At 71.6% G+C, this 12,561-nt stretch carries 10 protein-coding genes; 8 read left to right on the top strand and 2 right to left on the bottom strand.

Features of this window, described 5'->3' with window-relative positions; genetic code table 11:
* The first annotated feature begins 19 nt into the window (after positions 1-19).
* The 5 genes from IM770_RS09835 to IM770_RS09815 all read left to right on the top strand — a co-directional run bounded on the left by IM770_RS09835 (position 20) and on the right by IM770_RS09815 (position 5,334).
* Positions 20-1,039: a LacI family DNA-binding transcriptional regulator gene (locus tag IM770_RS09835; RefSeq protein ID WP_203580948.1), complete on the top strand. Its 1,020-nt coding sequence runs from the start codon at positions 20-22 to the stop codon at positions 1,037-1,039.
* A gap of 22 nt (positions 1,040-1,061) precedes the next feature.
* Complete coding sequence (locus tag IM770_RS09830) at positions 1,062-2,264, top strand: MFS transporter (protein WP_203580947.1); 1,203 nt, start codon at positions 1,062-1,064, stop codon at positions 2,262-2,264.
* 137 nt (positions 2,265-2,401) lie between these two features.
* Positions 2,402-2,788, top strand: coding sequence for a YciI family protein (locus tag IM770_RS09825; RefSeq protein ID WP_203580946.1), 387 nt, complete (start codon positions 2,402-2,404; stop codon positions 2,786-2,788).
* Positions 2,785-4,026 carry an RNA polymerase sigma factor gene (locus IM770_RS09820; protein ID WP_203580945.1) on the top strand — a complete coding sequence of 414 codons (1,242 nt, stop codon included), beginning with the start codon at positions 2,785-2,787 and terminating at the stop codon, positions 4,024-4,026. Before IM770_RS09825 ends, IM770_RS09820 begins: the two co-directional genes overlap by 4 nt.
* 81 nt (positions 4,027-4,107) lie before the next feature.
* Positions 4,108-5,334, top strand: a complete 1,227-nt coding sequence (locus IM770_RS09815; RefSeq protein ID WP_203580944.1) for an amidohydrolase — start codon at positions 4,108-4,110, stop codon at positions 5,332-5,334.
* 62 nt (positions 5,335-5,396) lie between these two features.
* Here the strand turns inward: IM770_RS09815 and IM770_RS09810 are convergent, their stop codons facing one another.
* On the bottom strand, positions 5,397-6,491 hold the full coding sequence (locus tag IM770_RS09810) for a VanZ family protein (protein ID WP_307785424.1): 1,095 nt from the start codon (positions 6,489-6,491) through the stop codon (positions 5,397-5,399).
* 83 nt (positions 6,492-6,574) lie between these two features.
* On the opposite strand from IM770_RS09810, the gene IM770_RS09805 reads away from it, so the two are divergent.
* Positions 6,575-8,770, top strand: coding sequence for an APC family permease (locus tag IM770_RS09805; RefSeq protein ID WP_307785423.1), 2,196 nt, complete (start codon positions 6,575-6,577; stop codon positions 8,768-8,770).
* 162 nt (positions 8,771-8,932) lie between these two features.
* Here the strand turns inward: IM770_RS09805 and IM770_RS09800 are convergent, their stop codons facing one another.
* Entirely contained in the window at positions 8,933-10,507 is a 1,575-nt protein-coding gene (locus IM770_RS09800; RefSeq protein ID WP_203580943.1) for a pectate lyase family protein, read from the bottom strand.
* 210 nt (positions 10,508-10,717) lie between these two features.
* Here IM770_RS09800 and IM770_RS09795 point away from each other — a divergent pair, with 210 nt between their 5' ends.
* Both IM770_RS09795 and sufU read left to right on the top strand, forming a co-directional pair.
* Positions 10,718-12,037 carry a SufS family cysteine desulfurase gene (locus tag IM770_RS09795; protein WP_203580942.1) on the top strand — a complete coding sequence of 440 codons (1,320 nt, stop codon included), beginning with the start codon at positions 10,718-10,720 and terminating at the stop codon, positions 12,035-12,037.
* A complete protein-coding gene (gene sufU, locus IM770_RS09790; RefSeq protein ID WP_203580941.1) occupies positions 12,034-12,513 on the top strand; it encodes a Fe-S cluster assembly sulfur transfer protein SufU in 480 nt (159 codons plus the stop codon). Before IM770_RS09795 ends, sufU begins: the two co-directional genes overlap by 4 nt.
* Positions 12,514-12,561: the final 48 nt, after the last annotated feature.

Genomic DNA, 12,561 nt, shown 5'->3' with positions numbered 1-12,561 from the left:
TCGAGAACCAGGTGACGACGTGGTCAGCATCGACGAGGTCGCCCGCGCGGCGGGCGTGTCGACGGCGACCGTCTCGCGCGCGCTGAGCGGGCGCGGCCACGTCTCGGTCGCGGCCAAGGCGAAGGTCGAGGCGGCGGCGAAGAGCCTCGGCTACGTGGTCTCGGCGTCGGCCTCGAGCCTGGCCTCCGGCCGCACGCGGAACATCGGCGTGCTGGTGCCGTTCCTCGACCGCTGGTTCTTCTCCACGGTGCTGAGCGGCATCGCCTCGGCGCTGATGCGCCGGGGCTACGACATCACCCTGTACAGCCTCACGGCAGACCGCGCGGAGCGACACGACATCTTCGACACCTTCCTGCGACGGCAGCGCGTCGACGGGGTCATCGCGATCTCGCTCGAGCTCGGCGAGGAGGAGACGGAGCGCCTCGTCGAGCTCGACCTGCCCGTGATCGCGATCGGCGGACCGAACCCGCACCTGACCACGCTCACGGTGGACGATGTCGCGGTGGCGCGCCTCGCGACCGAGCACCTGCTGGCGCTCGGACACCGCGAGATCGCCCACATCGGCGCGAGCCCCGAGTTCGACATCGACTTCCACATCCCCACGCGGCGGCGGCAGGGATTCGAGCAGGCGCTGGCGGATGCCGGGATCCCCGTGCGTCCGTCGCTGTTCGAGCCCGCGGACTTCACCATCGAAGGCGGCTTCCGCGCGGCCAAGCAGCTGCTGGGCCAGCCGGGCGGACGGCCCACGGCGATCTTCGCGGCGTCGGACGAGATGGCGATCGGTGCGCTGCTGGCCGCGCGCGACCTGGGGTACCGCGTGCCCGAGGACCTCTCGGTCATCGGCATCGACGGCCACGAGCTGGGCGAGTTCTTCCGCCTCACGACCGTCGACCAGTTCCCGCTCGGCCAGGGCGAGCGCGCCGCCGACGCGATCCTCGAGGCGCTGGAGTCCCCCGACGCGGAGAGCCCCACGCACCGCCCGGGCGAGCTGCCGTACGAGCTGATCGTCCGCGGGTCGACCGCGCGCCTGGCGCAGTGATCGCGCACCTTAGAATCCAGGGGTGAACGCCCTCGAGTCCCGTGTCCGAGTGACGGCCGCGCGGAACGGGGTCGCGGTCCTGTTCATCGCGAACGCACTGGTCTTCGCGACGATCGTGACCCGCTATCCCGAGCTGAAGGACCAGTTCGGTCTCACCGAGCTGACGTTCGGCCTGATGGTCGCGTGCGGCCCGGTGGGCTCCGTCGTGGGGAGTCTGCTGGCGGGCCGGCTGGTGGCCCGGCTCGGCGCCGTGCCGGTCGCCGTCACGTCGTCCGCGGTGCTGGGCGGGCTGCTGATCACCGCCGGTTTCGCCGGCACACCGGTTCTCTTCGCGACGGTCCTGTTCGCGATCGGATTCGGCGACGCCACCGGCGACGTCGGCAACAACGCGCACGGCCTGGCCATCCAGCGGATGCTGGGCCGCTCGATCATCAACGGCCTGCACGGAGCGTGGAGCGCGGGAGCCATCGCCGGCGCGCTGCTCGGAGCCCTCGCACTGCAGCTCTCGATCCCCATCTCGGTCCACCTCCCGGTCATGGGGATCGGCATCATCGTCGGCAGCCTGGCAGCCCTGCCGCTGGTGCGGCTGCGCACACCGCCGATGCCGGCGCCCGAGACCGCCGGCTCGCATCGGCACCGTCGGATCAGCGCGATCCTCATCGCGGCGTGCGCCATCGCCGCGATCGGCGCCTTCCTCGAGGATGTCGGCTCGACCTGGGGCGGCGTCTACGTCGTCACCGAGACCGGCGCCGGTGCGGCGGAAGCCGCGATCCCCTTCGCCGCACTGATGGGTGCGCTCACGCTCGGCCGATTCGCCTCGGATGCGCTCGTCGACCGGATCGGTGCCGTGGGCACCGTCCGGCTCGGCGCGGCGGCGGCCTTCGTCGGACTGCTCACGGCCGTGCTCGCGCCGCAGACGTGGGTCGTGGCGGTCGGCCTCGGCCTGCTGGGGCTCGGGATCGCGCCCATGATCCCGCTCGCGATGGACGCCGCGGAACGCGCCCCCGGCCTCGACCCCGGCACCGGGCTGGCCGCCGCGGCCACGGTGATGCGCGTGGGCCTTCTGGCAGCGCCGCTCGTGGTCGGAGCCCTGGCCGAACTGACGGGCCTCCGCCTCGCGATCGCCGCGTGCCTGCTCGTCCCTGTGGCGGCACTGCTGCTCGCCGGCCGGCTGCGCGATCCGCAACCGGCGGCGACCCCGCGATCGGCCGACGTCGGTCACTGATCCGCCGGACCCCGGTGCGGAGGTCGGGGATAGTGTCGTATCCGAGCCTCGCTGTTCGTGGACTTGGCAGGCGCACCCGTACGGGCGCCGCGACGGAGGCCGCGAGCCGGCTCTCGTCCCACTGAGAGGAGACGACAATGCCCAACTACCTGATCGCGTTCAACGATGAATGGGTGCCCGCACAGACGGCCGACCAGCTGCAGAGCAAGAGCGAGTCCTCGCAGGCTCTGCTCGAGGAGATGAAGCACGCCGGCGTCTTCCTCTTCGCGGAGGGCGGGATCGACGCCTCCACCGCCGTCTGCAGCGTCGTCAGCGAGAACGGGAAGCCGGTCTTCACCGACGGGCCGTTCGTCGAGACCAAGGAGCACCTCGGCGGGTTCACCGTCGTGAACGTGCCGGACGATGAGACCGCCCGCTACTGGGCGGGCCGGCTGGCCGTCGCCCTGGACTGGCCCCAGGAGGTGCACCGCTTCCCCTCCGACATGGCGGAGATCGTGGAGCGTCACGCGTCCGACGGGTCGTGACCGGCTCCCGCGTCGCTGACGCGATCGCCCGCGCCCACCGCGAAGAGTGGGGCCGGGTGGTGGCCGGCCTGGCCCGTCGTTTCGGCGACCTCGACCTCGCCGAGGACGCGGCCGCCGAGGCGTTCGTGACGGCCGTGGAGCGGTGGCCCCGTGACGGCGTGCCGCCCAGCCCGGGCGCGTGGCTCACCACGACCGCGACGCGGAAGGCGATCGACCGTCTGCGGCGGGAGTCGCGGCGCGACGACAAGCACAGGGCGGCGCAGATGCTGTCGGACGACACTCCTCCCGAGCCGACCGGACCCGTCGACGACGACCGTCTCCGGCTGGTCTTCACCTGCTGTCATCCGGCCCTCGCCATGGAGGCGCGGGTCGCGCTGACCCTTCGGCTGCTCGGCGGTCTCACGGTCGCCGAGATCGCTCGCGCCTTCCTCGTGCCCGAGACCACGATGGCGCGGCGGATCACCCGCGCGAAGGCCAAGATCGCGGCGGCGCACGTGCCCTACCGGGTACCGTCGCCGGCCGACCTCCGGGTGCGACTCGACGGCGTGCTCGCGGTGGTCTATCTGATCTTCAACGAGGGCTATCTGACGACCGGCGGCGACCCGCTTCGGGCCGACCTGACGGACGAGGCGATCCGTCTGGGCAGGCTCCTGCACACTCTTCTGCCCGACGAAGGAGAGGCGACCGGGCTGCTGGCCCTGATGCTGCTCATCGACGCGCGACGCAGCGCCCGCGTATCGCACTCCGGCGAACTCGTGACCCTGGAGGAGCAGGACCGCGGATCGTGGAACCGGGAGCTGATCGTCGAGGGCCACGCGCTCGTCCGAGAGCGGATCGCGGCGGTCGCCGCCGGCGCGGAGCCACCGGGGCGGTACCAGCTCCTCGCCGCGATCAACGCGGTGCACACCGCTGCCCCGTCGGCGCGCGACACCGACTGGCCGCAGATCGTCGCGCTCTACGACCGCCTGGCGGGGGTCGATCCGTCCAGTATCGTGCGACTCAATCGCGCCGTCGCCGTCGCCGAGCTCGACGGTCCCGGCGTGGCCCTCGCCGAGCTCGACCGGCTCGGCGAACCGCTCGACGGTTATCACGCCTACCACGCCGCGCGCGCCGACCTGCTGCGCCGCCTCGGCCGGAGCAGCGAGTCGCGGTCGGCCTACGACCGCGCCGTGGAGCTCGCCGGCAACCCCGCCGAACGGGCATACCTTGTTCGGCGGCGCGACCAGCTGGTCTGGTGACGCGGGTTGCAGCCGGCCGCGCGACCAGCTGGCCGGTGACGCCGTCAGCGCTCCGGAGGACCCGCGGATAGGCTCGACCCCATGACCCTCGACCTCGAAGCGATCTACGTCGATCTGCACCGGCATCCGGAACTGTCCTTCCAGGAGACCCGGACGGCGGGAGTGATCGCGCAGCACCTCACCGCGCTCGGCATCGAGTTCGAGGAGGGGATCGGCAAGACGGGCATCGCGGCTCGCATCGCCAACGGCGACGGGCCGGTCGTGTGGCTGCGGGCCGACATGGACGCGCTGCCGGTGCCCGAGCAGACGGGGCTCGAGTACGCGAGCACCGCGCGCGGCACCGATCCCGCCGGCAACGACGTGCCGGTGATGCACGCGTGCGGCCACGACATGCACGTCACGGCGCTGCTGGGCGCGCTCGAGCGCCTCGTCGCGGCCACGGACGAATGGTCGGGCACGGTCGTCGCCGTGTTCCAGCCGGCCGAGGAGTACGGCGCGGGGTCGCAGGCGATGATCGCCGACGGCGTGCTCGACCGGTTCCCGCGTCCCGACATCGTGCTCGGTCAGCACGTGACGCCGCTTCCCGCGGGCACCATCGGCGTCCGCAGCGGCACCCAGATGGCGGCGTCGGACGGGCTGACCGTGACGCTGCTCGGCCGCGGCGGCCACGGATCCCGCCCGCAGGCGACGATCGACCCCGTCGTGATGGCGGCGGCCACCGTCATGCGGCTGCAGACGATCGTCTCGCGCGAGGTCGACCCGCGCGACGTGGCCGTGGTCACCGTCGGATCGATCCACGCGGGCCTGAAGAACAACATCATCCCCGCCGAGGCCAAACTCGAGCTGAGCCTGCGCTACCCTGACGACGAGGCCCGCGCCCGCGTGCTCGAGAAGGTGGAGCGGATCGTGCGCGCCGAGGCTCAGGCATCCGGAGCCGAGCAGCCGCCCGTGATCGCCGTCGATCACTCGCTTCCGCCCACCATCAACGACGCCGACGCCACGGCCCGCCTCACGGCCGCGTTCGACGCCGCCTTCGGCGACGGCACCGTCATCGACCCGGGCATGTTCACCGGCAGCGAGGACGTGTCGTGGTTCGCGCGCGAGGCCGGCGTGCCGCTGGTGTTCTGGTTCTGGGGCGGCGTCGACGCGACCGCCTTCGCCGAGGCGCTGGCGGCCGGAACCGTCGAGCGCGACATCCCGACCAACCACTCGCCGTTCTTCGCACCCGTCCTTCAGCCCACGCTCGGGCGCGGCGTCGACGCGCTCGTGGTCGCCGCGCGCGAGTTCCTGGGCGGCCCCGCCGTCTAGCAGAGGGAACGGATGCAGCGACCCGGGCCGCGGCAGGAGAGCGCCGGTCCCGGCCCCAGCGCCTACGAGCCGGGCAGACTTGCCGGGTCTGCGGCATCCGGATCGTCGAACTCACGGGCGTCGACCAGGCGCTGGCCCGAGACGAGGCCGGGGAGCCCGCGGTACCCCTTCGTCCACAACACGAGCAGCAACGAGACAACCGCGAACACCCCCGCCACGAAGCCCCAAGCGCCGGGCAGCGCGCTGAGCACGAGGTAGCCGCCGATCCCGCCGGCCCAGCGCAGGAAGCGGGCGAGGCCGATCGGCAGCGAACCGCCCGCGAAGCGCAGCTGCACCGTGTGATCGCCGACCGTCGCACCCGTCGCGAGCGTCACGACGAGCCACACGACCACGGTCACGGCCTCGCCGACGAGGCTCGCCGCCGAGCCGTCGCGCACAGCCGCGTCGGCGCCGAGCAGGGAGAGCACGAGCTGCACGGCGACCGAGACCGACAGGCTCAGCACCCACGCGGCGACCACGTCGCACACCATGCCGAGCACGCGTCGTGAGCGCGTGACCGGCTGCGGCAGGTCGGCACCCGGCAGTCGGGGCGATCCGCGACGGCTGCGTGGAACGATCAGGCCGAGCAGCGAGCCGAGCACGGCGCCCAGCGTGTTGGTGAGCAGGTCGTCGACGTCGAACACGCGGTACGCGCACGGGTACAGGCCCCAGACGCCGGTGTACTGCGTGAGCTCGACGAAACCCGACACCGCGACGCCGGCGACCAGGGCGGTCACCACGCCGCGGCCGCCGAGCACGCGGAGGAAGAAGCCGAGCGGCACGAACAGCAGCACGTTGAGCAGCAGCTGGAGCACCGCCGGATCCGTCGCCGCGGATGCTCCCCGGCGCGCGATCGCACCGCGGATGTCGTCTACGAGCGCCGTGAAGTCGAGGTTCACCCCGGCGCAGCGGATGGTGTCGGGGTCGGGCAGCGGCAGCAGCGTGTAGGTCCACAGCGCCATGACGTAGACGAGCGCCGCGCCCCACAGCACGAAGCGGCCGACGCCGAAGCCTCCGCGCCGTCGGTAGCTCAGCGCGACGAAGGGCACGAACAGCAGCACGCCGACGACCAGTCCGAGGGTGATCGCGAGCACGCCGAGGATGATCTGCTCGTCCACGTTCCGAGTCTCGCAGAGGAGTCCCGCATGGATTTCGTGAGGATCGCCGGGCGCAGCGAGACGCGCGGGTAGCGTGGCCCGCCGTGACGAACCAAACCAAGGCGCCGACGGTCGATGAGGCGCCCATCGCCAAGCGCCTGATCCTCGGCGATCCGCTCGCGTCGAGCGACTCCGAGGAGCACCTGCTCCCGAAGAAGCGGGCGCTGCCGATCTTCGCGTCCGACGCGCTGTCGTCGGTCGCCTACGCGCCGCAGGAGCTGCTGCTCATCCTCCTCACCGGAGGCCTGGCATTCCTCGCGTTCGCACCGTGGATCGCCGCCGCGGTGGTCGTCCTCCTGCTCGTCGTCGTCATCAGCTACCGGCAGCTGATCAAGGCCTACCCCTCCGGCGGCGGCGACTACGAGGTGGCGCGCAAGAACCTCGGCGAGGTGCCCGGCGTGATCGTCGCCTCAGCGCTGCTGGTGGACTATGTGCTGACCGTGGCGGTGTCGGTCGCCTCCGGCGTCGACAACATCATCTCGGCGCTGCCCGCGCTCCACCCGTGGCGGGTCGAGCTGGCCGTCGGGTTCGTCATCCTCATCGTCATCGTGAACCTGCGCGGCGTTCGCGAGGCATCACGGGCGTTCGCGATCCCCACCTACATCTTCATCGGCTCCGTCGCCGTCATGATCGTGGTCGGCCTGTTCCAGATCGCCACCGGGAACCCGCCGGTCGCCTCCAGTGCCCAGTACGCGGTGCAGGCCGAGAGCATCACGCAGGCCGCCGTCATCCTGCTGATCCTCCGCGCCTTCTCGAGCGGGTGCTCGGCGCTGACCGGCGTCGAGGCCGTGTCCAACGGCGTGCCGGCGTTCCGCCAGCCGAAGGTGCGCAATGCCCAGACCACCCTCGCCCTGATGGGCGGCATCGCGATCCTGCTGTTCTCGGGCCTCACCGCGCTCGCGCTCGTCTCGGGCGTGCACTACGCCGAGAACCCGTGCGACCTCATCGGCTTCGACTGCGCGAACAATCCGCAGCCGAGCCTGATGGCGCAGGTCTCGTCGGCGGTGTTCGGCATGGGCTCGATCCCGTTCTTCATCATCCAGGCCGCCACGGCGGTCGTGCTGCTGCTGGCCGCGAACACCGCGTTCAACGGGTTCCCGCTCCTCGGGTCCGTGCTCGCCCGCGACGGCTACGCGCCGAAGGCGCTGAACACCCGGGGCGACCGCCTGGTGTACTCCAACGGCATGGTCATCCTGGGACTCGCCGCCATCGGCGTGCTGATCGTCTACCAGGCCAACCTCACCAATCTCATCCAGCTGTACATCATCGGCGTCTTCGTCTCGTTCACGCTCGGGCAGATCGGCATGATCCGGCACTGGACGCGCGGCATCCGCGCGATCCGCGACCTTCCCGCCGACGCGCGGCGCAGCGCCTCGACCCGCACCGACCTGTTCGCCCTGCGGAAGGGACTCGTCATCAACTCGGTCGGCGCCACGATGACGGCATCCGTGCTCGTCATCGTGACGATCACGAAGTTCACGCACGGCGCGTGGCTCGTGTTCCTCGCGATCCCGCTGCTGTCGTTCCTGATGGTGGGGGTGCACCGCTACTACCGCGACGTCGAGCACGAGATCGCGATGGACGACCGCACGCACTTCGGCTCGTCGGGCGATGTGGCGCTGATCCTCGTCAACCGGCTGCAGAAGCCCGTGGTGAAGGCCGTCGACTACGCGCTGGCCGCGAAGCACGACAAGACGTTCGCGGTGCACATCTCGGTGACCAAGGAGGATGCCGCCGCCCTCGAGGCCGAGTGGCGCGCGCACCGGATGCCCATCCCGCTCAAGATCATCGAGTCGCCGTACCGCACCTACGCCGGGCCCATCGCAGAGTTCGTGAAGGCCTACCGCGAGCAGCATGGCCCCGGCGTCGTGACGGTCTACCTGCCGCAGTACATCGTGGGCCACTGGTGGGAGTCGCTCCTGCACAACCGTCGCGCCCGGCGCATCGCGCAGCAGCTCATGCTCGTGCACGGCGTGTCGATCACGCTCGTGCCCTGGCTCCTCGACTCGTCCGAGCTCATCTACGGGCGACGGTCCCGCGCGCTGCCCGGCGACGACCGCGCCGGCCGCGGCGCGATGCCCGAGGTGCACCGCGTGGGGCGACGGGCGATGCGACCGGCGGGCCCGCCGGCGCCCGAGCCGCCCTCCGCGCCGATCCGGCCCGCGGGCTCGGCCGAGCCGACGCGGCCCGCGGGCTCGCCCGCGCCGGAGGGCACGGCGTCCGGATCCTCGAAGGTCTGAGGCGCGCGAGCGACGACGTGTCGCACCCCTCCCGCCGGCGGACGTGTCGCACCCCTCCCGCCGGCGGACGTGTCGCACCCCTCCCGCCGGCGGACGTGTCGCACCCCTCCCGCCGGCGGACGTGTCGGCGAGAGGGGTGCGGGTCGGGGGGATCGGGGTCGCTCAGCCTCCGTACGTCTCGAACTCGGCGACGCGCGGGGTGGCCGTCGAGCTCGTGATCTCGAAGTTGATCTTCGTGAGGCTCACCGCGGGGAACGTGATCGTGCCGGCGCCGGTGCCGGTCGCGAGGACCGCCCCGGTGTCGTTGTTCACCAGGCGCCACGCGCGGATGCTGCCGACCGCGCCGGAGGCCTCACGGATCACGACGGACGACACGGTGCGCGAGCCGTCCCACTTGACGGAGATGCGGCCGGTCGACGATGCGGGCGACCAGTACGTCGACGTCGAGCCGTCGATCGCGTTGCCGTAGCTCGTGCCGGACGCCTTGCTCGAGCCGTCCGATCCGGCGCCGAGGCTGAGGTTCTGGCCGCTCGGCGCGGGCGTGGTCGGGGTGGGCGTCGGCACCGGCGTGGTCGGTGTCGGGGTCGGCGCGGGCGTCGTCGGGGTGGGGGTGGGGTCAGGGTTCTGCGGCGTGCACGACCCGTCCGACACCTTCAGTCCGCGATTCGCGCCCGCGGTCGCCGCGACGATGCTCGGCACGCACGACGCCGAGTCGAGGCGATAGGAGTACGGGATCGACACCGTCGTCGTCGACGTCACCGCGGGACCTGCCGGGTTGTAGTCGTCGCCCTGGGGCGACCACGTCACGTTGTCGAAGATGTTGCCGCTCACCTGCCACGTGCCGGCGGCGTCGGTGTAGAAGGTGCCGAGCACGTCCTTCGAATCCTCGAAGTAGTTGTTGTCGACCTTCGCCTTGGCTCCTGCGCGGGAGTTGATGCCCGACTCGTTGAGGCTGCGGTAGTGGTTGTTGTAGATGTGGGCGACGCCGCCGCGCAGCAGCGGCGCGCGCGAGTCGATGTTCTCGTAGTAGTTGTGGTGGAAGGTCACGAACCCGTTCGACACGTCGCTCTCGCTCGAGCCGATGAGTCCGCCGCGACCGGAATTGCGCAGCACGCTGTACGACAGCGTGACGTACTGCGTGCCGCTCTTCATGTCGAAGAGGCCGTCGAAGCCCTCCGACTCGCCGCCCGACGCCTCGAGGGTGACGTGGTCGACCCACACGTTGCGCACGTCGCTCTCCATGCCGATCGCGTCGCCGCCGTTCGAGGTCGGCGACCCCGACTTCTTGACGTTCCGCACGGTCACGTTCTGGATGATGATGTTCTCCGACCCGCGTATGTGGATCCCGACCTGGTCGAAGGTGGCGCCGCCGCCGACGCCGATGATCGACACGTTCTCGATGTCTTTGAGCTCGATCACGCCGTCGGCGGTGTTGCAGCTCGCTCCCGACACCTTCGACGTGCCGGAGTGTGTGATGGTGCCCTCGACCTCGATCACGATCGGGGTCGTCGCGGATGCCCGCGAGCACAGGGCGGCGTGGATCTGCGTGCCGGTCGTCGCGCGGACGACCTGACCTCCGGCACCGCCGGTGGTCCCGCCGTTCTGGGTGGCGTAGCCCGTCGCCGAGCCGGTGGCGGCATGGGCGGCCGGCAGGCCCAGTCCCATCACCCCCAGTGCGGCCACGAGGGCTCCTGTCGCCAGGGTCGCGATGATGCGGGGGAGGTGTGTTCTTCTCATTGCTTTCTGTCCTTCTCGTCGTTGAGGTGGGGCACTCGCCAGCGAGTCGGGCGTACGTCGTCGCACGCCCGTGAGGGTCTGCGAAGACCCTGGGCCTGCTCGGCGTCCGCTCCGAGAAAGCGTTTTCCCGGGTATCATACGGCGCAACCGCGCATGGCCTCAAGCCCCAGTTCCGAGCCGGGGTCGCGGCATCCCGCATACCCTTGAAGGGTGACCCTTCCCGCTTCCGCCTCCCCGGCTGCCGTCCTCGACGCCGACGCGCTGCGCGCGGACTTTCCGCTGCTCGGCCAACGGGTGAACGGCGAGCGCCTGGTCTACCTCGATTCCGGGGCGACGAGCCAGAAGCCGCAGGTGGTCATCGACGCCGAGGTCGACTTCCTCACCCGCGCGAACTCCGCGGTGCACCGCGGCGCGCACACGCTGGCGGCAGAGGCGACCGAGTTCTTCGAGGACGCCCGTGCGACGGTGGCCGGCTTCGTGGGCGCTCGGCCGGAGCAGCTGGTCTGGACGAGCGGCGCGACCGCCGGCCTGAACCTCGCCGCGTACGCGGTCGGCAACGCCTCGGTCGGCCGCGGCGCCCCCGACAGCGCGCGGTTCGCCCTGCGCCCGGGTGACGAGATCGTCGTGACCGAGAGCGAGCACCACGCGAACCTCATCCCGTGGCAGGAGCTGGCCGCCCGCACCGGCGCCGTGCTGCGCCACATCCCGGTCCACGACGACGGGACGCTGGACACGGATGCCGCAGCCGCCGTGATCGGCGAGCGCACGCGGGTCGTCGCCTTCACGCACGTCTCGAACGTGCTGGGCATCGTGAACCCGGTCGATCGGCTCGTCGCGCTCGCGCAGGGCGTGGGCGCGCTCACCGTGCTGGACGCCTGCCAGTCCGCCCCGCACCTGCCCCTGGATCTGCCCGCGCTCGGGGTGGACCTCGCCGTCTTCTCCGGCCACAAGATGCTCGGACCCTACGGCGTCGGCGGCCTGTACGGTCGCAGCGAGGTGCTCTCGGCGCTCCCGCCGTTCCTGACCGGCGGCTCGATGATCACCACGGTCACGCTCGACGAGGCCTCGTACCTGCCGCCGCCGCAGCGGTTCGAGGCGGGCACGCAGCCGGTGTCGCAGGCCATCGGCCTCGCCGCCGCCGTGCGCTACCTCGACGGCGTCGGCATGGATGCCGTCCACGCGCACGAGAAGGCGCTCGAGGCACGGCTCGGCGAGGGGCTGCGGTCGATCCCCGGCGTGCGGCTGCTCGGCGATGTTTCGACAGGCTCAACAACCGGAGAAAGTGCGGAGCGCGTGGGCCTGTGGTCGTTCGACGTCGAGGGCGTGCACGCGCACGACGTCGGCCAGTTCCTCGACGCCCGCGGCGTCGCCGTGCGCGTCGGTCACCACTGCGCCCAGCCGCTGCACCGCCGCTTCGGCCTCGCCGCGTCGGTGCGCGCATCGACGGCGCTGTACAACTCGGCCGACGACGTCGACGTCTTCCTCGACGCGCTCTCGGGCGTGCGCGCGTTCTTCGGAGCCGGCGCATGAGCGGGCTCGAGTCGCTGTACCAGGAGCTGATCCTCGACCACTCCAAGCGCCCGCACGGCAAGGGCCTCGGGTCCGAAGAGGCCGCCGCCGACGCCGCCGGGCAGGGCGGCCGGGTCGCCACGTCGTTCCAGCGCAACCCGATCTGCGGCGACGAGATCACCCTCCGCGTCCGCCTGTCCGACGACGGCACGACCGTCGACGAGGTCGCGTGGGACGGCGCCGGCTGCTCGATCTCGCAGGCGTCGGCGTCGATGCTCGTCGCGCTGATCGAGGAGGACGAGCGGATGCCGCGGGCCGAGGCATCCGCCCTCATCGAGGGATTCCGCGAGGCGCTGCGCTCGCGCGGCGAGATCGCGCTCGACGAGGAGGTCTTCGGCGACGCCGCCGCTCTGTCGGGCGTCTCGAAGTTCACCGCGCGCGTGAAGTGCGCGATGCTCGCGTGGGTCGCCTTCGAGGACGCGGTCGCCCGGGCCTGAACGGGTCGGCGGGTGCCTGGTGTGCCCGAGCCGCGAGTGCAAGACTTC

Origin of the sequence: Microbacterium hibisci (assembly GCF_015278255.1) — a bacterium.
GTDB classification, from domain to species: Bacteria; Actinomycetota; Actinomycetes; order Actinomycetales; family Microbacteriaceae; genus Microbacterium; species Microbacterium hibisci.
The sequence above is the reverse complement of the archived record's forward strand: the minus strand, read 5'-3'. Positions and strand labels throughout refer to the sequence as shown.

Excerpts from the sequence above, each read along its gene's own strand:
- IM770_RS09800 (WP_203580943.1), bottom strand. The coding sequence starts at position 10,507 with ATGAGAAGAACACACCTCCCCCGCATCATCGCGACCCTGGCGACAGGA.
- sufU (WP_203580941.1), top strand. The coding sequence starts at position 12,034 with ATGAGCGGGCTCGAGTCGCTGTACCAGGAGCTGATCCTCGACCACTCC.
- IM770_RS09815 (WP_203580944.1), top strand. The coding sequence starts at position 4,108 with ATGACCCTCGACCTCGAAGCGATCTACGTCGATCTGCACCGGCATCCG.
- IM770_RS09825 (WP_203580946.1), top strand. The coding sequence starts at position 2,402 with ATGCCCAACTACCTGATCGCGTTCAACGATGAATGGGTGCCCGCACAG.